This is a genomic window from Paenarthrobacter sp. AR 02 (assembly GCF_021538675.1).
GTDB lineage: Bacteria > Actinomycetota > Actinomycetes > Actinomycetales > Micrococcaceae > Arthrobacter.
The window spans coordinates 91,068-116,135 of record NZ_JAJUKH010000012.1 but is presented as its reverse complement, the minus strand read 5'-3'; the positions used below and the strand labels follow the sequence as shown (position 1 = coordinate 116,135).

The 25,068-nt window shown below is 62.9% G+C and carries 19 protein-coding genes; 5 read left to right on the top strand and 14 right to left on the bottom strand.

Features of this window, described 5'->3' with window-relative positions; all coding sequences use genetic code 11:
* Positions 1-9: 9 nt before the first annotated feature.
* The 8 genes from yvcK to LRQ04_RS18235 form a co-directional block, all read right to left on the bottom strand.
* Positions 10-1,026: a uridine diphosphate-N-acetylglucosamine-binding protein YvcK gene (gene yvcK / locus LRQ04_RS18270; RefSeq protein WP_235521725.1), complete on the bottom strand. Its 1,017-nt coding sequence runs from the start codon at positions 1,024-1,026 to the stop codon at positions 10-12.
* Entirely contained in the window at positions 1,026-1,946 is a 921-nt protein-coding gene (rapZ, locus tag LRQ04_RS18265) for an RNase adapter RapZ (RefSeq protein ID WP_235521724.1), read from the bottom strand. The genes yvcK and rapZ overlap by 1 nt, the downstream gene beginning before the upstream one ends.
* A 53-nt stretch (positions 1,947-1,999) precedes the next feature.
* Entirely contained in the window at positions 2,000-4,015 is a 2,016-nt protein-coding gene (gene uvrC / locus LRQ04_RS18260; protein ID WP_235521723.1) for an excinuclease ABC subunit UvrC, read from the bottom strand.
* A gap of 61 nt (positions 4,016-4,076) precedes the next feature.
* Positions 4,077-4,745: a 1-acyl-sn-glycerol-3-phosphate acyltransferase gene (locus LRQ04_RS18255; RefSeq protein WP_235521722.1), complete on the bottom strand. Its 669-nt coding sequence runs from the start codon at positions 4,743-4,745 to the stop codon at positions 4,077-4,079.
* On the bottom strand, positions 4,732-5,448 hold the full coding sequence (locus LRQ04_RS18250) for an HAD hydrolase-like protein (protein ID WP_235521721.1): 717 nt from the start codon (positions 5,446-5,448) through the stop codon (positions 4,732-4,734). Before LRQ04_RS18250 ends, LRQ04_RS18255 begins: the two co-directional genes overlap by 14 nt.
* Positions 5,449-5,509: 61 nt before the next feature.
* Positions 5,510-8,437, bottom strand: coding sequence for an excinuclease ABC subunit UvrA (gene uvrA, locus LRQ04_RS18245; RefSeq protein WP_235521720.1), 2,928 nt, complete (start codon positions 8,435-8,437; stop codon positions 5,510-5,512).
* A gap of 65 nt (positions 8,438-8,502) precedes the next feature.
* Positions 8,503-8,883 carry a GntR family transcriptional regulator gene (locus LRQ04_RS18240; protein ID WP_235521719.1) on the bottom strand — a complete coding sequence of 127 codons (381 nt, stop codon included), beginning with the start codon at positions 8,881-8,883 and terminating at the stop codon, positions 8,503-8,505.
* A gap of 154 nt (positions 8,884-9,037) precedes the next feature.
* Entirely contained in the window at positions 9,038-9,814 is a 777-nt protein-coding gene (locus LRQ04_RS18235; RefSeq protein ID WP_235521718.1) for a trans-aconitate 2-methyltransferase, read from the bottom strand.
* A gap of 70 nt (positions 9,815-9,884) precedes the next feature.
* Between LRQ04_RS18235 and LRQ04_RS18230 the strand changes: the two genes are divergently transcribed.
* From LRQ04_RS18230 to LRQ04_RS18215, 4 genes are read left to right on the top strand one after another with little or no spacing between them, the layout of a single operon-like run.
* Entirely contained in the window at positions 9,885-12,419 is a 2,535-nt protein-coding gene (locus LRQ04_RS18230) for an RNA helicase (protein ID WP_235521717.1), read from the top strand.
* A gap of 11 nt (positions 12,420-12,430) precedes the next feature.
* Positions 12,431-13,822, top strand: coding sequence for a CoA transferase (locus LRQ04_RS18225; RefSeq protein ID WP_235521716.1), 1,392 nt, complete (start codon positions 12,431-12,433; stop codon positions 13,820-13,822).
* 13 nt (positions 13,823-13,835) lie between these two features.
* The gene (locus tag LRQ04_RS18220; RefSeq protein WP_235521715.1) at positions 13,836-14,348 is read left to right on the top strand and encodes a GNAT family N-acetyltransferase; all 513 of its coding nucleotides are present in this window, start codon (positions 13,836-13,838) and stop codon (positions 14,346-14,348) included.
* Positions 14,341-15,678 carry an alpha/beta fold hydrolase gene (locus LRQ04_RS18215; protein ID WP_235521714.1) on the top strand — a complete coding sequence of 446 codons (1,338 nt, stop codon included), beginning with the start codon at positions 14,341-14,343 and terminating at the stop codon, positions 15,676-15,678. Before LRQ04_RS18220 ends, LRQ04_RS18215 begins: the two co-directional genes overlap by 8 nt.
* Positions 15,679-15,691: 13 nt before the next feature.
* Here the strand turns inward: LRQ04_RS18215 and LRQ04_RS18210 are convergent, their stop codons facing one another.
* From LRQ04_RS18210 to coaE, 4 genes are all read right to left on the bottom strand, one after another.
* On the bottom strand, positions 15,692-17,014 hold the full coding sequence (locus LRQ04_RS18210; RefSeq protein ID WP_235521713.1) for an MFS transporter: 1,323 nt from the start codon (positions 17,012-17,014) through the stop codon (positions 15,692-15,694).
* 28 nt (positions 17,015-17,042) lie between these two features.
* Positions 17,043-18,071 carry a TerC family protein gene (locus tag LRQ04_RS18205; RefSeq protein ID WP_235521712.1) on the bottom strand — a complete coding sequence of 343 codons (1,029 nt, stop codon included), beginning with the start codon at positions 18,069-18,071 and terminating at the stop codon, positions 17,043-17,045.
* A 165-nt stretch (positions 18,072-18,236) separates the two neighbouring features.
* Positions 18,237-20,336, bottom strand: a complete 2,100-nt coding sequence (gene uvrB / locus LRQ04_RS18200) for an excinuclease ABC subunit UvrB (RefSeq protein WP_235521711.1) — start codon at positions 20,334-20,336, stop codon at positions 18,237-18,239.
* Between the two features lie 29 nt (positions 20,337-20,365).
* Entirely contained in the window at positions 20,366-21,604 is a 1,239-nt protein-coding gene (gene coaE / locus LRQ04_RS18195) for a dephospho-CoA kinase (RefSeq protein WP_235521710.1), read from the bottom strand.
* Positions 21,605-21,626: 22 nt separating this feature from the next.
* On the opposite strand from coaE, the gene LRQ04_RS18190 reads away from it, so the two are divergent.
* Entirely contained in the window at positions 21,627-22,316 is a 690-nt protein-coding gene (locus LRQ04_RS18190) for a YigZ family protein (RefSeq protein WP_235521709.1), read from the top strand.
* A 100-nt stretch (positions 22,317-22,416) separates the two neighbouring features.
* Here LRQ04_RS18190 and rpsA read toward each other — a convergent pair whose 3' ends face one another.
* Together rpsA and LRQ04_RS18180 are read right to left on the bottom strand one after the other, a co-directional pair.
* Positions 22,417-23,892: a 30S ribosomal protein S1 gene (gene rpsA / locus LRQ04_RS18185; RefSeq protein ID WP_090821282.1), complete on the bottom strand. Its 1,476-nt coding sequence runs from the start codon at positions 23,890-23,892 to the stop codon at positions 22,417-22,419.
* Between the two features lie 184 nt (positions 23,893-24,076).
* Positions 24,077-25,021 carry a polysaccharide deacetylase family protein gene (locus tag LRQ04_RS18180; protein WP_235521708.1) on the bottom strand — a complete coding sequence of 315 codons (945 nt, stop codon included), beginning with the start codon at positions 25,019-25,021 and terminating at the stop codon, positions 24,077-24,079.
* Positions 25,022-25,068: the final 47 nt, after the last annotated feature.

The following is a 25,068-nucleotide window of genomic DNA, read 5'->3' as shown; positions in this document are numbered from 1 at the left end:
CGTGTGTTCCTAACTGTTCCCGAAAATATCGTGGTAGGCCGCTGCCAGCAGCAATGGATCATGGACGGGGCGCCGCCTCGACGCCCCTACTCTACCCAACACCACTTCCGCACCGAGCATCCCGGCAGCCTTCTCGAAGGCCTTCAGGTCCTGGATTGCGGCGGGGTCGGCGAGAACCACATCCACGCTGAACTCCGGTGCGTATCGGCGCAGGACATCCAAATGGTCCGCTGCCGTCATACCCGAGGTTTCCTTGGTCTCGACGTCCAGATTCATGGTCAGGCAGCGCTTGGCCGCAGTGTCCCCCAGCGCCTGGCGGAGCTCAGGGAGCAACAGGTGCGGGAGCACCGAGGTGTACCAGGAGCCGGGCCCGAGGATCACCCAGTCGGCGAGTTCGATGGCGGTGAGCGCCTCCGTGCAGGCCGGAGCGGCTTCGGGAAGGAGGGTGACGTCTTCCAGCTTCCCGGCTACTGCGCACTTCGCCTGGCCACGAACGGTCTGCAGTTCGTAGCCGCCGTCTGGAAGCTCCACCCTGGCCCGACCCTCAATGGTGAGGGGAACACTCGACATGGGCAGTACCTGCCCGCGGGCACCGAGCAGCGCTCCTGCCCATTTCAGTCCGGCGACCGTGTCCCCGAGCAACTCCCACAGGGTGACGATGAGGAGGTTGCCCATGGCATGGTTGTCCAGCGACCCGCCCTTGGCCGAGCCGGCGTCAAAACGATGCTGCATGACGTCCCGCCAGGTGCGTCCCCAGTCGGTATCGTCGCAGAGCGCACTCAAGGCCATCCGCAGGTCCCCGGGCGGGAGGACGCCGTACTCGTCACGGAGACGCCCGGAAGAGCCGCCGTCGTCGGCTACCGTCACGATTGCCGTCAGCTCGGACGTCAGCAGCCGCAGCGCCGACAATGACGCTGCCAGCCCGTGGCCGCCTCCCAAGGCGACCACCGACGGGCTTTTCTTCTGTTGGCTGCCGGGGACACCCTTTGGAGGAATGAGCGGCAACGGGCCGGTCAGGACCCCCACTACTCGCGCCCCAGGTCGCGGTGGGTGGTGGTGACCGTGACGCGTGGATACTGCGCCAGGCGCTTGGACAGCTCGACGGCGACGGCCACCGAGCGGTGTTTGCCTCCAGTGCAGCCAACGGCCAGGGTGGCGTAATGCTTGTTCTCCTGCCGGTAGCCGTCCAGTACCGGTTCGAGGGCGCTGACGTAGCGGTCCACGAATTCGTGGACGCCATCGGCCGCGAGGACATAGTTGCTGACGTCCTCATCCAAGCCGGTGTGCGGCCGGAGTTGCGGAACCCAGTGCGGGTTGGGAATGAAGCGTGCGTCGGCAACGAAGTTGGCGTCCACGGGAAGCCCGTACTTGAAGCCGAAGCTCATGACGTTCAGACGCAGGGTGACAGGTCCGGTGTCGCTGAACAGTTCGGTGATGGCCGTGGCAAGCCCGTGGACGTTGTACTCCGTGGTGTCCAGGACGACGTCAGCATGTTCGCGCAGTTCCCGCAGGACCTCGCGCTCGATGCCGATGCCATCGAGGATCCTGCCGCCGCCCTGAAGCGGGTGGGGCCTGCGGCCTTGCTCGAACCGGCGGACCAATACTTCGTCACTGGCATCCAGGAAAAGCACGCGGAAGGTGATGCCCGTGGCGCTCAAGGCTCCCAGTGCCGTTTGGATGTCAGTAAAGAGGTCCTTGCTGCGGACATCGACCACAACGGCCAGTTTGGGTATCGATTTGGGGGCGTGCGAAACAATTTCAGCCAACGTACCCAGCATTTGCGGGGGCAGGTTGTCCACGACGTACCAGCCGTGGTCTTCCAAGGCGTCCGAGGCCGTGCTGCGCCCTGCCCCTGACATGCCAGTCACTACCAGCAGTTCCGCCTCCGGTGGTTTGACCGGCGTGAGGCCGTCCTGCTCCGTGCCGGACCCTGTTGCCTCATCCATCAAGTGTTCCCCGTTCAGTTCGGAATGGTCGTTGCCGCAACTTCTTACCCTAGCTAAGATTCAAGGATTTCGCCGGTGGTCATGTTGATCGCCGGAGTTGCCTCCTCGGAGTCCGCAGTGGAGCCCAGGTGCTGGACAACAGCGGCTGCCAGTGCCGGGCCGATGCCCTTGGCGGAGGTGAGCTCCTCGACGGACGCGGCCCGGATTTTCTTCAGCGAGCCGAAGTGTGCCACCAGCGCCTTGCGTTTCGCTTCACCGAGGCCAGGAACCCCGTCCAGCGCCGAAACCGTCATGGCCTTGCCACGCTTTTGCCGGTGGAAGGTAATGGCAAAGCGGTGGGCTTCGTCCCGGATCCGTTGGAGAAGGTACAGGCCCTGGGAGGTTCGGGGCAGGATGACCGGGAAGTCGCTGTCGGGCAGCCAGACTTCCTCAAGCCGCTTGGCCAGTCCTACGACGTAGACGTCGTCGACTCCCAGTTCCGCCAGGGCGCGCGATGCCGCGTTGACCTGTGGTTGCCCGCCGTCCACCACCACCAGGTTGGGTGGGTAGGCGAACTTGGCTTTCGGTGCCGGCATGGTGGGGTCCGACGGCGGTGCCTCACCTGCGCGGGCACTTCCGGGCCGGGCGGGGTTGCTGATTTCGCCGGAGACCACAGGGACCTGTGCCACCTTGTCCGCCAGGTAATGCCGGAACCTGCGCGTCAGGACGTCATGCATGGCTGCGGTGTCGTCCGCCGCGGCGGCACCGGTGATGGAAAACTTGCGGTAGTCGGCTTTCTTGGGAAGGCCATCCTCCACGACCACCATGGACGCCACCACGTTGGTCCCTTGCACATGCGAGATGTCGAAGCACTCGATCCTAAGCAACGGCACAGGAATGTCCAAGGCTTCCTGGAGTTCCTGGAGGGCCAAGGACCGGACGGTCATATCGCCGGCACGCCGTGTCTTGTGCAACTTGAGTGCCTGCTCCGCGTTTTCCCGGACCGTGGACATCAACGCAGCCTTGTCCCCACGCTGCGGAACCCTGATGTCCACCTTGGCACCACGAAGGCCTCCCAGCCATTCAGTCAGTTCAGCGTGGTTGCTGGGGTTCTCGGGGACCAGGACTTCCCGCGGGATGCGGCCCTGGACTTCGCTGTCCTCGCCATAGACCTGCTGCAGCAGATGTTCGATGAGCTCGGGCGTGGTGGCATCCTCGACCTTCTCCACCACCCATCCGCGCTGGCCCCGGACGCGGCCTCCGCGCACGTGGAAGACCTGTACCGAGGCCTCCAGCTCGTCGTCATGCAAAGCGAAGACATCGGCGTCGGTGTCCTCGGCAAGCACTACGGCATTGCGTTCAAAGACCTTTCGCAGGGCGATGATGTCATCCCTGAGCCCCGCCGCGCGCTCGTAATCAAGGTCGGCTACCGCTGAGGCCATCTCTTTCTCGAGCCGGCTGATGAAGCGCTTGGCTTCACCTCCCATGAACGAACAAAAGTCCTCTGCGAGCACCCGGTGCTCATCGGCAGTGACCCTGCCGACACATGGCGCAGAACATTTGTCGATGTAGCCAAGGAGGCAGGGCCTTCCGCTGGACTCGGCCCGCTTGAACACACCGGCACTGCAGCTGCGGACAGGGAATACCCTCAGCAGCGTGTCCATGGTTTCCCGGATGGCACCGGCTGTGTAGGGGCCAAAGTACCTGGTCCCTTTTCTCCGCTCGCCCCGCATGACCTGTACCCGGGGGTATTTCTCGCCCATCGTCACAGCAAGGTACGGGTACGTCTTGTCGTCACGGAAGACGACGTTGAAGCGTGGCTTGAATTCCTTGATCCATGTGTATTCGAGTTGCAACGACTCGAGTTCACTGCCAACCACGGTCCATTCAACGCTGCTGGCAGCATGGACCATGGCGTGGGTCTTGGGGAGCAAACCTGCCGGGTTGGCGAAGTACGAATTCAGCCGCGAACGGAGGTTCTTGGCCTTGCCTACATAAATGACCCGGCCGTGGGGGTCGCGGAAACGGTAGACGCCCGGCGTGGTGGGAATTTCACCTGTTTGGGGTCGGTAACTTGCTGGATCTGCCACATGTCCAGTCTAGTGAACCGGACCGACACCAGATGCCACGGCCAAGCCAGGGCCCGGGTGGCTAGTCCACGGATTTGCTCTGGTTGTAGCTCGTGGAGCGTTCCTGTCCGCTGAGCAGAGCAATGGCATCCATGATCTTGTCCGTGACCTCGCGGCGGGCGGGCAGCGAATGATCCGGGCCCGTCTTATCAAAGTAGAGCGGTTCGCCAACCTTCATGGTGAAGTGCTGGGGACGGACGGCATTCTTATCCGCCGGCTGGAGCTTCTCTGTGCCGATCAGCCCCACGGGGATGACGGGTGCACCCGTAGTCAGGGCAAGCCAGCCCACGCCGGTGCGTCCACGGTAGAGGATTCCATCGCGGGACCTGGTGCCCTCGGGGTAGATGCCGATGCCCTTGCCCGATTCAAGGATATCCAGCAGGGTCTTCAACGCCTGGACGCTGGCCGCCTGCTCGCCCCGCTCTACGGGTATGGAACCAACAGCTTCAAAGAAGGACTTCATCACAGCGCCCTTGACGCCCTTGGTGGTGAAGTATTCAGCTTTGGCAAAGAACGCGACCGGTCGTGGCATCAGCGCCTGAACGATCACGCTGTCAAGGAAGGAGAGGTGATTGGGGGCCACAATGAACGGGCCGTCGGTGGGTACGTTCTCCAGTCCAATGACCGTAGGGCGGCAGGTGGACGAAATGAGCCCGCGGGTAGTCCACCGGATCGCATCAAATACTGCCATCGTTTTGTACCTCGCTCAGGGCTGCCGCGCGGACAGCGTCAAGTTCTTCAATTGTGCTTTTCAGTTCGAGCGCGGTGCCCACCACGGCCACTGCCCCGGCCTGCTCGAGTTCGCCGTCGGGGGCAAAACCCCAACCGACGCCGATGCAGTCCAGCCCGTTGGCCATGGCACCTGCGACGTCCTGATGCCTGTCCCCCACCATGACCGCGGGTTGCGAGTGCAGGTCGGCCAGGGCAGCGCCCACGATTTCAACCTTGCCGGAAGCAGTGTTGGCGCCCAAGGACTCGTCGTCAGCCGCGCCCCTTATGGAGACGAAGAAACCGGCAATCCCGTGATGCTCCAGGACAAGGCGGGCAATGGACTGTGGTTTCTGGGTAGCTACTGCCACTGGACGGCCGGACTCAGCAAAGTCCTGAAGAAGATCGTGGATACCCGGATAAAGCTTGCTCTGGGCGATTCCGCTTTCCTTGTAGTGGCGCCGATAGCGGTCAATGACCTCGTCCACCAATTCTGTGGGGACATTGGCCAAATGCAGGAGCGAATCACTGAGCTTGGGGCCCACCATGGAATTCAGGACTGCCTGCCCTGGAACAGGAAGGTCCATTTCCCTGAGGGCGGCAGAGATTCCCCCGGTTATGCCGCCGGCAGGATCGACAAGGGTGCCGTCCAGATCGAATATTACGGGCACCTTTGTTTGAGTCACCGGGTTAGTTTCTCACGAGTAGCGGCATGCCTGAAACTCGCATGCCGCTACCGGAATACTTCTATCCCAGAATCTCGGCCAGGAATGTCGCGGTGTGGCTCTCCGTGGATTTAGCCACTTGCTCGGGTGTTCCCGTGGCAATAATCCGGCCACCGCCGGATCCACCGTTGGGGCCAAGGTCCACAATCCAGTCAGCAGACTTGATGACGTCCAGGTTGTGTTCAATGGTGATAACGGTGTTGCCCTTGTCCACCAGGCCTTGGAGAACCATCAGGAGCTTCCGGATGTCCTCGAAGTGGAGCCCGGTGGTGGGCTCATCCAGGACGTAGATGCTCCTGCCGTTAGAGCGCTTCTGGAGTTCGGCTGCCAGCTTGACGCGCTGTGCCTCGCCCCCGGACAACGTGGTGGCAGGCTGGCCGAGCCGTACATAGCCCAGGCCAACGTCCACCAGGGTCCTCAGGTGCCGCGCGATGGGGGTGAAGGCCGCAAAGAATTCCGCGCCTTCCTCGATGGGCATGTTGAGGACGTCGGCGATCGTCTTGCCCTTGTAGTGGACCTCAAGGGTTTCCCGGTTGTAGCGGGCTCCATGGCACACTTCGCAGGGAACGTAAACGTCCGGAAGGAAGTTCATTTCGATCTTCAAGGTGCCGTCACCGGAGCAGGCTTCACAGCGCCCACCCTTGACGTTGAAGGAGAACCGTCCCGGCTGGTAGCCCCGGACCTTGGCTTCGGTGGTCTCTGCGAACAGCTTGCGGATGTTGTCGAACACACCGGTATACGTTGCCGGGTTGGACCGGGGCGTGCGGCCGATGGGACTCTGGTCGACGTGGACCACCTTGTCCAGGTGCTCCAGCCCCGTCACGGTCTTGTGGCGACCGGCGACCTGCTTGGCGCCGTTGAGCTTATTGGCCAGCACCTTATAGAGGATCTCGTTCACCAGGGTGGACTTGCCGGAACCGCTGACACCTGTGACGGCGGTGAAGAGTCCCAGGGGGAACGTCGCGTCAACGTTGTTGAGGTTGTTCTCCCGGGCGCCAACAACCTTCAATTCGCGCTTTTTGTCGTATTTACGACGCTTCTTGGGGATGTCGATGGTGCGGCGGCCAGACAGGTAATCGCCAGTCAGCGATTCGGTGTTCGCCAGGAGCTCTTTGTAGGTTCCGGAGTGCACAACCTGGCCGCCGTGCTCGCCGGCGCCCGGTCCGATGTCCACCACCCAGTCGGCCTCGTGGATGGTGTCTTCGTCGTGCTCCACGACAATCAGCGTGTTACCGAGGTCCCGGAGGCGCGTCAGCGTCTCGATGAGCCTGCGGTTGTCGCGCTGGTGGAGTCCGATCGATGGCTCGTCGAGGACATACAGCACACCCACAAGGCCAGAGCCGATCTGGGTTGCCAGCCTGATCCGCTGCGCTTCGCCGCCGGACAAGGTGCCGGAGGGCCGTTCGAGGTTGAGGTACTCCAAACCGACATCCAGGAGGAAGGTCAGCCGGGCCTGGATTTCCTTCAGCACCTGGTTGGCAATCTGCGCCTCCCTGTTGGTCAGGGTCAGGCTGCCCAGGAACTCCGCGCACTCCCGCATTGGCAGGGCTGCGACTGCGGCGATCGACTTGCCGTTGATCAATACCGACAGAGATGCCGGGTTCAGGCGGGCGCCATTGCACTCAGGGCAGGGGATTTGGCGCATGTATTCTTCGTAACGGTCGCGGGCCCAATCCGAGTCCGTTTCCCCGTGCTTCCGGTGGACATACTGGATGGCGCCTTCGAAGCCGGTACTGTACTTGCGCTCCCGGCCGAAACGGTTCTTGTACTGGACAACGACCTTGTGGTCCTTGCCGTGGAGCACGGTGTTGCGGACGTCCTTCGGGAGTTTCTCCCACGAGGTCTTCATGGAGAAGCCCAGTTCGTGGGCCAGGCCCTCCAGGAGGCGGTTCCAGTATTCGGTGGTCGCCGTACCCAGCGACCATGGGGCGATGGCGCCCTCGCCAAGCGAAAGTTCCGGGTTAGGAACTATCAATTCCTCGTCGACTTCAAGCTTGGTGCCAATACCACTGCAGGCGGAACACGCACCGAAGGGATTGTTGAACGAGAAAGAACGTGGCTCGATCTCATCGATGGCCAGGGGATGTTCGTTGGGGCAGGCCAGGTTCTCGGAAAACGCCCGGATGCGTCCAGGATCTTCAGCATCGAGGTCGACGAATTCGACCAGGACGCGCCCCTCGGCCAAGCCCAGGGCTGTTTCGACAGAGTCGGTGAGCCGTTGGCTGATGTCTTCCTTGACCACCAGGCGGTCCACCACAACTTCGATGGTGTGTTTGAACTGCTTGCCCAGCTTGGGAGGATCGCTCAGCTGTACCAGCTCACCATCCACGCGGGCACGGGAGTAGCCCTTGGCGGTCAGTTCTTTGAAAAGGTCAACGAATTCTCCCTTGCGTCCGCGCACCACGGGTGCGAGGACCTGGAAGCGCGTACCCGTCTCCAGCTCCAGGAGCTGGTCCACGATTTGCTGGGGAGTCTGGCGGGTGATCGGCTCGCCGCACACTGGGCAGTGCGGGCGGCCGACGCGGGCCCACAGGAGCCGCATGTAGTCGTAAATCTCAGTGATGGTGCCCACGGTGGAGCGCGGATTCTTGCTGGTGGACTTCTGGTCGATGGACACCGCAGGTGACAGGCCCTCGATGAAATCGACATCGGGTTTGTCCACCTGGCCGAGGAATTGGCGCGCGTAGGCGGACAGCGATTCCACGTACCGGCGCTGGCCTTCAGCGAAGATAGTGTCAAAAGCCAGCGATGACTTGCCGGAACCCGAGAGTCCCGTAAACACGATCATGGCGTCCCGCGGCAGGTCCAGGTCCACGTTGCGAAGGTTGTGTTCCCGGGCGCCCTTGACCACCAGGCGCGACAGGTCCGGCCTGGCGGGCTTGGTTTCAAGAACGGCTGGGATGCTGTTCGGCGATTCGATGGCGGTATCTTCAGCTAAGGCTTTGGGCACCTACCAATGCTAATCGAAAACTTCTTCGAATTTCCATGTCGTGCCTCACACCCTACTGATCGGTATCAGTCGGCGTCGTAGGCGGCCGCGAAAAGCTGCACCGCTTCAGCGAAGGAAGCCCCCTGTGCTTTTGCGGCGGCCGCATATTCGGCAGCTACGCCTGCCAGCGCTCCCCATCGGTCATCCCGCGCGCAGACCACCGTGCCGTTCCTCCCCCGGGTAGCCACAACGCCGGCCGCTTCGAGCTCCTTGTAGGCACGGGCCACTGTATGCGGCGCAACATCCAGTGCACCTGCAAGATTTCGAACGGGAGGAAGTTTCGACCCGACCGCAAGGATTCCGGAGTCCACGAGTTCAATGATCCGAAGGCGTAACTGTTCAAAGAGTGCGACGGCGCTCCCGGTATTGGGACGCCAGGTGCCGGGAAAATCGCCTGTAGGAGTCATCAGTGACTCCGGCCGGTCACCGGCGTCGTGCGCGGCGTGAGGGGTTCGAAACGTCCATGGTCCATGTCGAAAATTAGACCAGCGACGCCGGTACGGGACAAGCCGGTCCGGCGGGGGAAACTGTCGGCTGCTGGAATTGGCGGCAATCCGGGGTTCAATTCTTGCGCGCGACCGCAAAGATCCGCCGGAAAGGAAAAACTGTGCCGTGTTTCGTGGCCGGATAAGCTTCCCGCAGCATCGCGGCGTATTCCTGCTCGAAGTCTGCGGCTTCCTCCGCGGACAAAGCCGCCAGCACAGGTCGCAAGCCCGTGCCGCGGACCCACTCCAGAACAGGGTCTTCGCCGGTCAGTACCTGCTGGTAGGTGGTCTCCCAAGCGTCAGCCGTACAACCGGCGTCGAGCATGATCCCCAGGTAGTCCGCAGGACTGCCTACCGCGCCATCGTGCCGAAGGACGCCCGACAAGTGGGGCGACCAGCGGGGTGACTCCGCAAGTCCGCGCATCAGTGCATGGGACGGAGAAGTGAAATTTCCCGGTACCTGCATGGCGAACCATGCGCCGGGTTTGAGGTCGCGCAGCCAAGCAAACACCATCTCCTGATGCCCCGGTACCCATTGGAGTGCGGCGTTCGTGACAACCACATCAGTATCCGCATCCGGTTCCCACTGTGCGATGTCGCCAAGCTGGAACGACAACTGCGCGGTGTCTTTCGCCAACGATTCGGCTTTGCTTAGCATGTCGGCAGAGGAGTCAATACCTACCACGCGGGCTCCAGGCCAGCGATCGGTCAGCGTCGCCGTCAGGTTTCCGGGGCCGCAACCGAGATCCACCACCTTGCGCGGGTGACTGGCCTGGACCCTCCCCACGAGGTCATGGAACGGCCTGTCCCGGTGGTTACCGAACTCGATGTATTTGGACGGGTCCCACTTCATTAGAGCCTCCTCGCTTCTGGCATCGCTGCTGGGCCGAGCCTAAACCGTGCGGGCACTAAGCTGGAAACCAATGAAACTTCTTGAGCAGCTTCCCGGTTCCCCCGATACCGGTCCCCTGGACCCGGACGAAATATACACACGGTTCGTGGAGTGGACGGAGAGCCGCGGGCTTCAGCTGTACCCGGCCCAGGACGAAGCGATCATGGAGCTCGCCTCGGGCGCCAACGTCATCCTTGCCACTCCCACGGGCTCCGGAAAGTCCCTGGTGGCGATCGCTGCGCACTTCGAAGCCATGGCGCGCGGCCAACGGAGCTACTACACCGCCCCCATCAAGGCGCTGGTGTCGGAAAAGTTCTTCGCCCTGTGCGACATTTTCGGCGCAGAGAACGTTGGCATGATCACCGGTGACTCCGGGGTGAACCAGGATGCGCCGATCATTTGCTGTACAGCTGAGATCCTCGCGAACATCGCCCTCCGCGAGGGTGCTTCTGCCGAGCTGGGCTCCGTCATCATGGACGAGTTCCACTTTTACTCCGACCCGCAACGGGGGTGGGCCTGGCAGGTGCCATTGCTGGAACTCCCCCAGGCCCAGTTCCTCCTTATGTCCGCGACGTTGGGCGATGTGACGCGCTTCGAGGCCGGCCTGACGGATCTCACCGGCCGCTCCACCACCACTGTGAGCTCGGCCGAACGCCCCATCCCGCTGCACTACTACTACCAGGTGACGCCTGTCCACGAGACCCTTGAGGAGCTGCTCGCCACCAAGCAGGTTCCGGTGTATGTGGTCCACTTCAGCCAAGCCGAAGCCATTGAGCGCGCCCAGAACCTCATGAGCATCAACATGTGCAGCCGTGACGAGAAGGACCGGATCGCTGAACTCATCGCGGGCTTCAGGTTTGCCGCCGGATTCGGAAAGACCCTCAACAGGCTGGTCCGCCACGGCATCGGCGTCCACCACGCCGGAATGCTTCCGAAGTATCGCCGCTTGGTGGAGCAACTGGCCCAAGCAGGACTCCTGAAGGTTATTTGCGGCACTGACACGTTGGGTGTTGGCATCAATGTGCCCATCCGCACTGTGCTGTTGACGGCCCTAAGTAAATACGACGGCGTTCGAACCCGCCCCCTGAACTCCCGTGAGTTCCACCAGATCGCCGGCCGCGCAGGCCGTGCCGGCTACGACACTGCAGGCACGGTGGTGGTCCAGGCTCCCGAACACGTGGTGGAGAACACCAAAGCCATGGCCAAGGCCACGGCCAAGTTCGGCGACGACCAAAAGAAGCTGCGCCAGGTGGTCAAGAAGAAACCGCCGGAGGGGTTTGTTTCCTGGGGCGAGCCGACGTTCAACAAACTGGTGGAGTCCATACCGGAGCCGCTGACGTCCAGCTTCACCGTCACCCACGCGATGCTCCTGAATCTCATGGAACGTCCGGGTGACCCGTTCCAGGCAACCCGCAGGCTTCTGAGCGAAAACCATGAGAGCCGGCCCGCGCAGCTGAAACTGATGAAGAAAGCCTTGGGAACCTACCGTGAGCTCCTGGCAGCAGGAGTTGTTGAACGGATCCCTGAGGACCAGCAGGAAGCCGAGGGGCGCTCGGTTCGCCTCACAGTGCACCTGCAGGCCAACTTTGCACTGAACCAGCCGTTGTCTCCCTTCGCCCTTGCCGCGTTGGAGTTGCTTGATCCGGAGTCGCCGTCGTACGCCCTTGATGTTGTTTCCGTGATCGAGTCAACGCTTGAGAAGCCACGGCAAATACTCTCCGCCCAGCAAAAGAAGGCACGGGGTGAAGCTGTTGCGGCCATGAAGGCTGACGGCATCGAGTACGACCAGCGCATGGCCATGCTCGACGAAGTAACCTACCCCATGCCGTTGGCCGAAATCCTGGGCGAAGCCTTCGAGGTGTACCGCAAGGCAGCCCCATGGGTTGGCGACTTTGAGCTCGCACCGAAATCGATCATCCGTGACATGTATGAGCGCGCCATGAACTTCGGGGAGTTCGTCCAGTTCTACGGCTTGGCGCGTTCGGAGGGCATCGTCCTCCGTTATCTGGCGGACGGTTTCCGGGCCCTCCGGCAGACCGTTCCCCAGGACCTGCTCCGTGAGGATCTCGAAGACCTGATCGCATGGCTGGGGGAACTGGTGCGCCAGGTGGACTCCAGCTTGCTGGATGAATGGGAAGAACTCACCTCAGGGGCTGCCCCAACGCCGCACGATGCGCCACCGCCCCCGCCTCCGTCGCTGACGTCCAATATCCGGGCTTTCCGGGTAATGGTCCGTAACGAGATGTTCCGCAGGGTCGAACTTTTCGCCGACGAGGATTCCAGTGCCTTGGGCGAACTCGACGCCGATGCCGGCTGGGATGCCGGGCGTTGGGAAGACGTGTTGGACGATTACTTTGACGAACACGACGACATCGGCACCGGACCCGACGCGCGCGGACCCGGTTTGCTCATCATCACCGAAGAGCCCGGCACGTGGAAGGTCCGGCAAATCTTCGATGACCCGGCAGGCAACCACGACTGGGGCATATCGGCCGAAGTGGACCTGGCAGCCTCCGACGAGTCCGGCACTGCAGTGGTCCGCGTGACGGACGTCAACAGGCTCTGAGCGGGAATCCCATGGGAACCATCCCCGACCTCGGTGCAGGCCTGCGGAAACTTGAGGCATTGGTTGAAGTGCCTCCCGCTGCTTGCGACGGTCCGCGCCGGTGGTGGGGTGGTGCATTGGACGTCGAAGGCCTCGCGCTCGGCTCAGTCCAAGCGGTGGCAACTGCGCTCAACGCACTCACCGGATCTCCCGGCAGGTATTCCACCTCAGCCGCTCCTGCGGCGGCTGCATTCGATTCACTGGGGCACCTGAGAATCGCTGGGCAGAAACCAGTGGGCTTTGCTCCGATGTCGGGCTTCAGGCCCACGAAGGATGGCTGGATCCGCCTTCACGCCAACTATCCCCACCATGCTGCCCGTTTGCTGGAAGCCCTTTCAGCGACCAGCCCACAGGACGTGGACCGTACGCTCTTGTCGATGACCTCCCTGGAGGCCGAGGCCGCGATCGTGGCCAACAAGGGCGTGGCTGCGGCCGTCCGGAGCCGCACCGAATGGCTCGCCTCGCCGATGCATCATGCGGCGGCCTCCGGCGGCTGGATCGACATCGAATCTTCGGCTGAGCATGCTGCCGCCTTGCACCGGACGGCGTGGTTTCCTGCCGGCAACCCAAGGCTGCCGCTGGACGGATTACGGGTCCTGGACCTGACCCGTGTCATTGCCGGCCCCACCGCAACTCGGCTCCTGGGGGCCCTCGGCGCGGACGTACTACGCATCGACCCGCCCCAGCTTCCGGAATTGACGGACGCTTTCGTCGATTCAGGTTTCGATAAGCGAAGCGCCGAGGCGGATCTCGGCCGGACCGCGGACTTGGGCGTCATCAACGGGCTGGTTGCTTCGGCCGACGTTGTGGTCACGGGATACCACGACGGCGGCCTGGACCGTTTCGGTCTGGGGCCCGGTGCGCTGTTGGCTGGCAGGCCCGGCCTCGTCGTCGCCACCTTGACGGCGTGGGGCCAGGGCGGACCGTGGAAGGGGCGACGCGGATTCGACAGTCTGGTCCAGGCAGCGACGGGGATCGCCGAACGATACAGTCAGCACGACGACGCAGGGTGGAAGCCCGGCGCCTTGCCTGTCCAGGCGCTGGACCATGCCACAGGGTACGGACTGGCTGCCGCCGTCATCGCTTTGCTGGGCGAACGGCTTCATACAGGACGCGGTGGGGTGGCCAGGATGTCACTGGCGCGGACCGCCGAGGAACTTTTTGCCCTGCCCCGGGACTACGGGGATGTTGCAACCGGTCCGCTGCCGGAACCTGACGTCGTTGTCACGGACAGTCCCTATGGGACTCTCAAGTACGTGGCGCCGCCCCTCCTGGTGGGAGGCACGCAGCTGATGTACCGGGAGCCGCCCGTAAGGTACGGATCCTCGGTGTTGGCCTGGCGGCGGCAGGCCGATCTCCCCTAGTAAGCTCGATGCCATGAGTGTAATCCGACCCGCCACAGTTGAAGACGTTCCCGCAATCCTTCGTATGATCCACGATCTTGCGATCTACGAGAAGGAACCGGACGCCGTCAAGAACACTCCTGAGATGCTTTCGGACGTCCTCTTTGGGGACAACCCCCGGGTATACGCCACCATCGCCGAGAATGCCGCGGGCACGGTGCAGGGCTTTGCTTTGTGGTTCCTGAACTACTCCACGTGGGAGGGGGTCCACGGTATCTACCTTGAGGACCTTTATGTGGAACCGGATGCGCGCGGCGAGGGCCACGGCAAGGCGCTGTTGCAGCACCTGGCCGCAACCGCCGTCGAACGTGGATATGCGCGCGTCGAGTGGAGTGTCCTGAACTGGAACGAGCCCTCGATCAACTTCTATAAGAACCTTGGAGCCTTCCCCATGGCGGAGTGGTCAACATTCCGCCTGACAGGTGACGCGCTTGAAGCCTTTGGCGCGACTTCCGACCCCGCTAACCAGGCACTCACCCGTGGCTGAAACCGTGCTGCCCAACGACGGCCACAGTATCCGCGGCCGCCACGAATTCCGTGGGATCCGAACCGTGGAGCACTACTTCACAGTCCCCCTGGACCACGCAGCGGAGAGCCCGACCGGTTCCGGCGAAACCATCTCGGTATTCGCCCGTGAATACTCCTCCACCGCGCACACCCCCGAAGCTGCCAGCCGCTTGCCCTGGCTCCTGTACCTCCAGGGCGGCCCGGGTGGCCGGGGCAACAGGGTCACTTCCCTCTCCGGGTGGATGAAAGCCGCCGCTAAGGATTTCCGGATCCTCATGCTCGACCAACGCGGCACGGGGTTGTCCACCCCCGTCGAGCCCAAGAGTCTGGAACGACGGGGAGATGCGGAGGCGCAGGCGGAGTACCTGACGCATTTCCGCGCGGATTCCATCGTTGCCGACGCTGAGCACATCCGATCGGTCCTGGACTCGGGACCCTGGTCCGTCCTGGGCCAAAGCTTCGGCGGGTTCTGTGCCTTGACGTACCTGTCCTTTGCGCCCGAAGGACTGCGGGAAGTGCTGATTACGGGCGGGCTGGCCCCACTCCAGGGTGCGGCCGACCGCGTGTACCAGGCCACCTTCCGCCGTGTCGCGGCCCGTAACGCCGAGTACTTTTCCTGGTATCCCGAGGACCGGGAACTTGTCACCCGGATTGTGCGCCATCTGGAGGAGCAGCCGGAGTTCCTGGCCAGTGGCGAGCGGCTGACGCCTGAGCGGTTCCAAATGGTGGGATCATTCCTGGGAGGCAACGGCAGGGTTGATGCACTGCATTACCTCCTGGAGGATGCGTTCATCGAGACCAGTAACGGCCCGCGGCTCTCTGAGTCGTTCCTCGAACAAGTGCGGGCGCTGGTGAGCAGGGGAACCAATCCCCTCTACGCCGTGATGCACGAGTCAATCTACGGCCAGGACGAGGCCACGGATTGGGCCGCTTGGAGGGTCCTGCGGGACTACCCCGAGTTCGAGCCCGGTGCTGAAGCGCCGCTGCTCACCGGCGAAATGGTGTATCCGTGGTACTTCGAGCAGGACCCATCCCTCGCCCCAATGCGCGAGGTGGCCGCCCTGCTGGCCAGCAAGAAGGACTGGAAGCCCTTGTACGACACCGAGCGGTTGGCAACCAACACTGTGCCTGTTGCGGCTGCGGTGTACAAGGACGACATTTACGTTGACCATGACCTTTCACTGGAGACGGCAGCCGCCGTGCGTGGGCTCCAGCCGTGGGTCACCGCCGATTTCCACCACGATGGCATTGGCGAGGACGGTGAAGGCATCTTCGGACGGTTGCTGGGCATGGTCCGGACTGCCCGCTAGCTCTGTCGCGGGACTACCCTGCGTGGCGGAGGGGTCCCCGTAAGGCCGCAACGCCGGCGAGGGCCAGCACTGCCGCCGCCACCATGCTCGAAGCGATGTTGAGGCCCTGGTAGCCGATCCAGGCCAGAAGCAACCCTGAGGTGGCACCGCCCACCGCTCCGGCTGCGCCCATCAGCGTGTCCGATACGCCCTGCACAGTGACGCGTTGGCCTGGTGCGACGCTCTCTGCCAGCAAGGTTGAGCCGGCAATCGTGGCTGCGGACCAGCCCAGGCCGAGCAGGATCAGTCCGCTGGTGACCAGGACGGGTTCGTGCTGCCCGAAGCCGGCGATGAACACGGCCAGCAGCAAGAGGCCGTGCCCCAGAGCGATGGTCTGCAGCCGCCCGGCCCTGTCCGTCAGCCAGCCCCATAATGGCGACAAGGCGTACATTCCCGCAATGTGCAGCGAAATGGTCACGCCTATGATCACCAAGGCGTCCGTGCTGTCGGTGGTGCCGCCGTGGTGCCCCTGATGCGATCCACCCAGCAGCTGCTGCAAATGCAATGGCGTCATGGACATGACAGCCACCATCACGCCGTGGGCGCCCACCACCGCCGTGAGCGCCAGCATCGCCTGCGGCGACGAGCGGACAGCCCGGAGTCCGGACCCGACAGTGCCCCTGATGGGTTTCTCCCCTGCCTCGCCTGGCCCATCGGCGGCGGCCAGACGACGGGCCAGCAGCAAGGGATCCGGCCGTAGGCCGACGAATAGCAGAACGGCTGCCAGCAGCAGCCCAGCCGCGGAAAACACGAACGGTCCAACGATCGGAGGCAGGCCCAAAGCGGCTCCGACGACAGCGCCGGGCTGGATCAGGTTCGGCCCTGCGACCGCGCCGATGGTGATCGCCCAGACCACCGTCGAGAGCGACCGGCCACGGTGCTCGGGTTGCGCAAGGTCGACGGCGGCAAACCTCGCCTGGAGGTTCGCCGCGTTACCAAGCCCCAGCAACGCCGCACCCAACAGCAGGACGACGAAGAGTTGGCTCATCACGGAAACGATGATGAGAAGCGCCCCCGCCATTGCTGCCACCAAACCCGTCACAAGACCAACACGGCGCCCCCGCGACTCCGCCAACCGTGCCAACGGTAGGGCCGCGATCGCTGCGGCCAGGGTCAGGACCGTTGTAATGGAACCCGCCCAGGCCTCAGAACCGGTCAGGTCCACAGCCAGGAGTGACCCGATGGACAACGTGGCTCCGTTGCCGACTCCGCTCAGGAGCTGGGCTGAGCTGAGCAGGAAAACGGAACGGCGCTGGACCCGTTGAGGGTCCAGCGCCGTCGTCGAAGTGGTGTTCACTTCATGAGACTACAACGATCCAAGCCTGTTATTCGGCTTCGCTCAGGCTCTTTCGTGCGTCCTCTTCCAGCCTGGCATCCATCTTGGCTTTGCCGGCTGCCGGGCTCAGGAGGCTGGCCACGACTGCCACAATGATGGTTCCGACGATGACCGCGAGCGAGACGTACGTGGGGATCTCCGGAGCCCACTCGATGTGGTGGCCACCGTTGATGAAGGGCAGTTCGTTGACGTGCATGGCGTGGAAGACCAGCTTGACGCCAATGAACGCCAGGATCACGGACAGTGCGTGCTTCAGGTAAACCAGGCGTGTCATCAGACCGCCGAGCAGGAAGTACAACTGGCGCAGGCCCATCAGCGCGAAGATGTTCGCGGTGAAGACGATGAACGCGCTTTGGGTAAGCCCGAAGATCGCCGGGATGGAGTCGACAGCAAACAGGAGGTCTGTGAGGCCGATGGTCACGAAGACGATCAGCATGGGGGTGAAGACCTTCTTGCCGTTAACGGTGGTCCGCAACTTGCCGCCGTCGAACTTCTCCGACATGGGCAGGACCTTGCGGAGGCGCGCAATAAGCGGGTTCTCGGCGCCTTCTTCCTCATCTTCACCGGAGTCCTTGGCCTGCTTCCAGGCAGTCCACAGCAGGAACGCGCCAAAGATGTAGAACACCCAGCTGAACTGCTCGATGACTACAGCGCCGAGTGCAATGAAGATTCCCCGAAGGACCAAGGCGATGATGATACCCACCATCAGCACTTCCTGTTGGTACTTACGGGGCACCGCGAACCGGGCCATGATGATGATGAAGACGAACAGGTTGTCGATGCTCAGGCTGTACTCGGTAACCCAGCCCGCGATGAATTGGCTACCGTACTCCGGACCGGTGAAATAGAACATTGCTCCGGCGAAGACCATGGCCAAGGCCACATAGAAGGCGACCCACAGGCCGGCTTCCTTCATTGAGGGTTCGTGGGGGCGTTTGACGACCAGCAAGAGGTCAATCAGCAGAATAATTCCAAGGACGACGAACGAGCCGACCTCGAACCAGACAGGGAGCTCCATTTAGGGGCCTTTCGCAGGGTACGTGAAAGCGGTGTAAGTCTCTCCGGCCGCCTGGAGACTTAGTGCTCTGACGTGGCGACCCGCTAGGCCCGGCGAGGCAACCATGCCTTGCGTGCTGACGGACTTAGCGCTTGGGATACTCCCCTACGTGCTTCCAACCTTACCTTAGGCGTGGCCCGCGGACTGCATCTGCCTTAGTTCCCGCTTCAACTCCTTGACCTCATCCCGGATCCGGGCAGCCACTTCGAACTGCAGCTCGGCCGCCGCCCCGTGCATCTGCTCCGTGAGCTGCTCAATTAGTCCAACAAGGTCCTCAGCGGGAGCTGCAGCGAGCCCGTCCTGCCGGACCGTCGCGGCACCCTTCGCGGCTGACTTACCCCGCTTGGCACCCTTGGCCAGGCGGTTGTTGTTCAGCAGCTCCTGGGTGTCGGCGTCCTCCTTGGCCAGCTGGTCGGTGATATCGGCGATCTTCTTGCGCAGCGGCTGAGGGTCAATGCCATGGTCGGTGTTGTACTGGACCTGGATGGCACGGCGACGGTTGGTCTCCTCAATGGCGTGGGCCATGGAGTCCGTGATCTTGTCCGCGTACATGTGCACTTGGCCCGAAACGTTGCGTGCAGCACGGCCGATGGTCTGGATCAAGGACGTCGAGGAACGCAGGAAGCCTTCCTTGTCCGCGTCGAGGATGCTGACAAGGGAGACTTCGGGCAGGTCGAGGCCTTCACGGAGCAGGTTGATGCCCACCAGGACATCGAAGACGCCCATGCGGAGCTCGCGGAGCAACTCGACGCGGCGCAGGGTGTCGACGTCGGAGTGGAGGTATTCCACTTTGACGCCGTGGCCCACCAGGTAGTCGGTGAGGTCTTCCGCCATCCTCTTTGTCAGGGTGGTGACAAGGACGCGTTCGTTCTTTTCGGTCCGTGTCCTGATCTCCCCCAGGAGGTCGTCAATCTGGCCCTTGGTGGGCTTGACCACAACCTCGGGATCGATGAGCCCCGTGGGACGAATGATCTGCTGGACAAAGCCATCGGCCTTACCCAGCTCATATTTGCCAGGGGTGGCGGAGAGGTAAACGGTTTGGCCGATCCGTTCCAGGAACTCGTCCCATTTCAGGGGCCTGTTGTCCATGGCGGAGGGCAGCCGGAAACCGAAGTCAACCAGGTTTCGCTTGCGGGACATGTCGCCCTCGTACATGGCACCGATCTGGGGAATCGTGACGTGCGACTCGTCAACGACCAGGAGGAAGTCGTCGGGGAAGTAATCCAGCAGGCAGTGGGGCGCCGTCCCGGGTGCGCGGCCGTCAATATGTACCGAATAGTTCTCGATGCCGTTGCAGAAGCCCATCTGCTGCATCATCTCGAGGTCGTACGTGGTGCGCATCCGAAGCCGTTGCGCTTCCACCAGCTTGTTCTGCCCCTCGAGCACTTTCAAGCGGTCGGCAAGTTCGTCCTCGATCCGCTTGATGGCACGTGCCATCCTTTCCGGTCCGGCCACATAGTGGGAGGCCGGGAACACGTACATTTCCTCTTCCTCCCGGAGCACTTCTCCGGTCAGCGGATGCAGGGTCTGGATATTCTCGATTTCATCGCCAAAGAATTCGATCCTGATGGCCAGTTCTTCATACATCGGGATAATTTCCACGGTGTCGCCCCGGACCCGGAATGTTCCCCGGTGGAAGTCCATGTCGTTGCGGGTGTACTGCATGGAAACGAACCTGCGCAGCAGGTGGTCCCGGTTCATCTCCGCTCCCTTGCGGAGGGTGACCATTCCGGCAATGTATTCTTCCGGCGTGCCCAGGCCGTAGATGCAGGACACCGTTGCCACCACGATGACGTCGCGGCGGGTGAGCAGCGCGTTGGTGGCGGAGTGGCGCAGACGTTCGACTTCCTCGTTGATGGAGGAGTCCTTCTCGATGAAGGTGTCCGTCTGCGCTACATATGCTTCCGGCTGGTAGTAGTCGTAGTAGGAGACGAAGTACTCCACCGCGTTGTTGGGCAGCAGTTCGCGGAATTCATTGGCCAACTGCGCAGCGAGGGTTTTGTTCTGGACCATCACCAGGGTGGGCCGCTGGACCTGCTCGATGAGCCACGCCGTCGTGGCGCTTTTGCCTGTACCTGTGGCGCCGAGGAGGACGACGTCTTTTTCGCCGTTGTTGATGCGTTCTGTCAGCTCAGCAATGGCGGTCGGCTGGTCACCGGCGGGTTTGAACTCGCTGATCACTTCGAACGGTGCGACGACACGGTTGATTTCCTGGGCAAGGCTCATGAATCAAATCTACCCCCGTCCGAGGACAGCTACTGTCCGCGTTTGCCATCAGCGGAAGAGGAATACGACGGCGGCACCCACCCCGTGCGGGCAGCCCACTCATCCATGAGCGGCCACGCCACAACGGTGAACCACGGTTCCTTGGCGTCCGCGTAGGCAGCGGTGTCCAGGTCTTCGGAATGTTGGGCTGCGAGCTCCCGCTTGTGCTCTTCGTAGAGACGCACAGCAGAGGGTTCGGCTCGCAGCCAGTCACGGAACTGCAGGGCATAGCGCCACCCGGCTGACCCTGCCGCCCGAACGTGCAGGTTCACCGGCCGGCCCGGGTCCGCGTTGGCATGGAACCTCTTTTCCCACTGCCGGGCATCCGGAAGGGAGGGTTTTGGCGTGTCATGGGTGATGTTTGGGACAGCGGGATAGCCGGCAGCGGCGAGCAGCGGTGCTATCCGGTCTGCCGTTCCCGGATCAGCTACCGTGACCTGGAGATCGATAACGTCCTTGGCTGCCAAACCGGGCACGGACGTCGAGCCTATGTGGTCAACGGCTAGGATCTCCCCCGGAGCGGACGCAGCGATGCGGGCCGCGAGCCGCCCGGCCTGCAGGCTCCACGTGGGGTCGGCGGGGACCATGACGGCTGCACCCGGCCTTGGAGCGCGTTTGCCATGGCGCAGGTTCTCCACGAACGGCACCAGGCGTTGCTCCCAGAGGACGTCGACGCGGGCCAGCAGTTCCTCCCGCGTGCCTACGTTGGTCAACACAACGTCAGCGGCGGCATTGCGGGTTTCGCGCGTCGCCTGGGCAGCGATACGGGAACGGGCATCGTCCGGTGCCATACCGCGAAACTCCACCATCCGCTGCAGGCGCACGTCGTCCGGCGCATCCACCACCAACACCAGGTGGAAGTTACTGCCCTGCCCTGTCTCAACCAACAGCGGAATGTCCTGCACCACGACGTCACCGGCGCCGGCAGCTGCTACGACCGCCGCGGCGGCTTCACGGACCAGCGGGTGGATGATGCCGTTGAGCACTTCCCGCTTCCCGGCGTTGCCAAACACGATGGAGCCCAGCTGGGGCCGGTCCAGCCGTCCGTCCTGGTCGAGGATGCCCTGACCGAACGCCTCCACCACCCGCTCCAGGCCGGGAGTGCCGGGTTCCACCACCTGCCGTGCAAGGGCGTCAGCGTCGACGAGGACAGCGCCCAATTCCTGCAGCCGTGACGCGACCAGTGATTTTCCCGAGGCGATGCCGCCCGTCAGCCCAATCTTCAACACCACTCAACACTAGACTGAAGCGGTGGAAATTGAGGACGACAGCCGCGCAACAACCTACACAACGCTGGCCGCGGGACCTGATATCCGCCACGAACTGGAAATCCGCCGATCCAGGTTCATTACCGTCCTGCGTCGTTCGCCTGACGAGGAGACCGCCCGTTCGCTCGTGTCGGACTTGCGGCGGGAATTCCATGACGCCCGCCACCATTGCTCTGCGTTCATCATCGGGCCGGACCGCATGGTCCAACGCTCCAGTGATGACGGTGAGCCCTCGGGAACGGCCGGCATTCCCATGCTCGAAGCCCTCATCAAACGCGAAACAGCACCGCAGGTGACCGACCTGAGCGACGTAAGTGTCGTCGTCGTGCGCTATTTCGGTGGGATCCTGCTGGGTGCGGGAGGGCTGGTGCGCGCCTATTCGGAGTCCGTCTCGTCAGCCTTGGAGTCCGCTCCCCTGGTGAACCGCCGACGGTTGCGGCTATGTGCAGTGGAAGTCCCGCACGCAGAAGCGGGCCGCCTCGAAAATGAACTCCGAGGCGCAGGTTACGTCATGGCCGAAACCGGTTACGAGGCCAGGCACACCATCCTTCGGCTGGCCCTCGCGGACAACCCCGCAGAGATAGCCAAGGCCCAGGGCAAGTTGGCGTCGCTGACGGCAGGGTCCGTAGAGTTGAGCCCCGAGGGAACTGAATGGATTGACATGCCCCTCTGATCTGCCCGCACCCGTCGCGATCCGACGAACGCAAAAGGACCCCTGCCCGGAGGCAGGGGTCCTTTGTGGCTATTCAGCACATCCCGTGAGGGAGGCGGAATTAGTTGCCGGTGAGCTTCTCGCGCAGAGCGGCGAGTGCTTCGTCGGACGCCAGGGTACCGGCGTTGGACTCAGCAGCAGCCGGCTCCGAGGAGTAGCTGGTGGTGCCGGAGTCGCTCTCGCCCGACGTTGCAGCTGCAGCGTCGTCGGCAGCGTGCTGGGCAACCTGCTTCTTGTGGGCTTCCCAGCGGGTCTGGGCGTCAGCGTACTGCTGCTCCCAGGCTGCACGCTGGTTCTCGTAGCCTTCGAGCCATTCGTTCGACTCGGGGTCGAAGCCCTCGGGGTACTTGTAGTTGCCCTCTTCGTCGTACTCAGCGGCCATGCCGTACAGAGCGGGATCGAACTCGGTGCTGTCAGCGTCCACGCCCTCGTTGGCCTGCTTGAGGGAGAGGGAGATGCGGCGACGCTCGAGGTCGATGTCGATGACCTTGACGAACAGTTCGTCGCCAACGGAGACAACCTGCTCGGCCAGCTCCACGTGGCGGACAGCCAGTTCGGAGATGTGCACGAGGCCTTCGATGCCGTCTTCGACGCGAACGAACGCACCGAACGGAACCAGCTTGGTGACCTTACCCGGAACAACCTGGCCGAGGGCGTGGGTGCGGGCGAAGGTCTGCCACGGATCTTCCTGCGTAGCCTTGAGCGACAGGGAGACACGCTCGCGGTCCAGATCCACTTCGAGGACCTCGACGGTGACTTCCTGGCCAACCTCGACAACCTCGGACGGGTGGTCGATGTGCTTCCAGGACAGCTCGGAAACGTGAACGAGGCCGTCTACGCCGCCAAGGTCCACGAATGCACCGAAGTTGACGATGGAGGAAACAACGCCGGGACGAACCTGGCCCTTTTCCAGCTTGTTGAGGAACGTGGAGCGAACCTCGGACTGGGTCTGCTCGAGCCATGCACGGCGGGACAGGACAACGTTGTTGCGGTTCTTGTCCAGCTCGATGATCTTGGCTTCGATCTGCTGACCGATGTACGGAGCCAGGTCGCGGACACGACGCATTTCGACGAGGGATGCGGGCAGGAAGCCGCGCAGGCCGATGTCCAGGATGAGGCCACCCTTGACAACCTCGATGACGGTACCGGTAACGACACCGTCTTCTTCCTTGACCTTCTCGATGTCGCCCCAGGCACGCTCGTACTGAGCACGCTTCTTGGAGAGGATCAGACGGCCTTCTTTGTCTTCCTTGGTGAGGACCAAAGCTTCGACCTGATCGCCAACAGCGACAACGTCGCCGGGATCAACATCGTGCTTGATGGAAAGCTCGCGGGAAGGGATGACACCTTCGGTCTTGTAACCGATGTCGAGCAGAACTTCGTCGCGGTCGACCTTGACGACGGTACCTTCGACGAGGTCACCGTCGTTGAAGTACTTGATGGTGGCGTCGACAGCTGCGAGGAAGTCCTCAGCGGTACCGATGTCGTTAATGGCGACTACGGGGGTACCGGGCTTCTCGGTGGAGGTGATGGTCATGTAGTAGGGGCTCCGTTGTGGATAGTTAGTCGGTCAGGCGAACCGCTGCCGCCCGGGTCCGGACGGCAGAACACGGCAAATTACCGGCTCATCCTGATTTGTGGATTAATACAAAATGGATGCATGCACGTAGTACACGCCCGTTTATTCTAGTCGCATTGGCAAAGCAGGGTCAAAAGGAGTCCTACGAGGTGAGGACGTCGCTGAGCCGCCCGAACCCAATGCCCCTGTCCAGCAGCCTCGGCAGAACACGCGCATAGCCTTCCGCCGTGCCCCCGGCCGGCCTGTTGAAGTGTGAAATGACGATGTCACCGGCGGCTACCCGACCCACCTCGGCGGCGACGGTTGCCGCCGGATACGTGGCTCCGCCGTCGCCGTTTAAGGAGAAGTTGACGGGCACCAGGCCCACCCGGTGCGTCATGGCAGCAGCCACGTCGTCGTAGTAGGCAGTCCCTGGGCGGAAGAAGCGTGGCCTTGTCCCGGTCAGTTCGTGCACCACGTCCTGGTTGCCCATGAGCTCGTCGTAAGCCGCCGAAGCGGTAGCGGTTCCGGCGATTCCGTATGCCGACTTACCATTCACGGACAAGGGAAGGTGCGCAGTTCCGTGGTTGGCCAGCTCGAACAGCGGGTCGGCGGCCAGCTCCGCAGACAGCCCCTGGTTGGCACGGATCCAGCGGCTGTTCAAGAAGAGGGTGGCGGGGATGTTGAGCCGGCGCAGCGTTTCCAGCAGCTTCTGGTCGCATGCTGCCCCTCCCGGTCCGCCGCAAGCATCAAAGGTGAGGGCTACTTGCCGCGACTGCGAGTTGTTCACCACCCCGGTCACGTGGAGGCCCCATTCCTTGGGGCGGCGTTCGGCGAACTCCGCCAGGATCTGCTGCTTGTCCGGCACCGCCGGGGCCAGGGCAGCAGCGGCCTGCTCACGGGACCTGGCAGCGATGGACGGCGGCGGAGTAGCGGGGCCCGTTGCCGGGCCTGACGCCGGAAGCGTCGCCTCTTCCGTTGCGTCGGCATCCGTGCCGGATGCGTTTGCTGTCTCCGAGCATGCTGCCAGGGCCGCTGACGCGAAGCCCGCTATTCCGAGCAGCACTGATCGACGGCGGACCAACGGCCGCCGCGTGGAATCCCCCATGGATGTCCCGTCTTGTTGTGGCTATCTGATGATGTTTGGTTCGGGCG

What these genes read in the sequence shown, in the direction of transcription:
- rapZ (WP_235521724.1), bottom strand. Translation starts at nt 1,946, where the DNA reads ATGGATGAGGCAACAGGGTCCGGCACGGAGCAGGACGGCCTCACGCCG.
- LRQ04_RS18255 (WP_235521722.1), bottom strand. Translation starts at nt 4,745, where the DNA reads ATGGCAGTATTTGATGCGATCCGGTGGACTACCCGCGGGCTCATTTCG.
- LRQ04_RS18240 (WP_235521719.1), bottom strand. Translation starts at nt 8,883, where the DNA reads ATGACTCCTACAGGCGATTTTCCCGGCACCTGGCGTCCCAATACCGGG.
- LRQ04_RS18235 (WP_235521718.1), bottom strand. Translation starts at nt 9,814, where the DNA reads ATGAAGTGGGACCCGTCCAAATACATCGAGTTCGGTAACCACCGGGAC.
- LRQ04_RS18230 (WP_235521717.1), top strand. Translation starts at nt 9,885, where the DNA reads ATGAAACTTCTTGAGCAGCTTCCCGGTTCCCCCGATACCGGTCCCCTG.
- LRQ04_RS18225 (WP_235521716.1), top strand. Translation starts at nt 12,431, where the DNA reads ATGGGAACCATCCCCGACCTCGGTGCAGGCCTGCGGAAACTTGAGGCA.
- LRQ04_RS18220 (WP_235521715.1), top strand. Translation starts at nt 13,836, where the DNA reads ATGAGTGTAATCCGACCCGCCACAGTTGAAGACGTTCCCGCAATCCTT.
- LRQ04_RS18205 (WP_235521712.1), bottom strand. Translation starts at nt 18,071, where the DNA reads ATGGAGCTCCCTGTCTGGTTCGAGGTCGGCTCGTTCGTCGTCCTTGGA.
- uvrB (WP_235521711.1), bottom strand. Translation starts at nt 20,336, where the DNA reads ATGAGCCTTGCCCAGGAAATCAACCGTGTCGTCGCACCGTTCGAAGTG.
- rpsA (WP_090821282.1), bottom strand. Translation starts at nt 23,892, where the DNA reads ATGACCATCACCTCCACCGAGAAGCCCGGTACCCCCGTAGTCGCCATT.
- LRQ04_RS18180 (WP_235521708.1), bottom strand. Translation starts at nt 25,021, where the DNA reads ATGGGGGATTCCACGCGGCGGCCGTTGGTCCGCCGTCGATCAGTGCTG.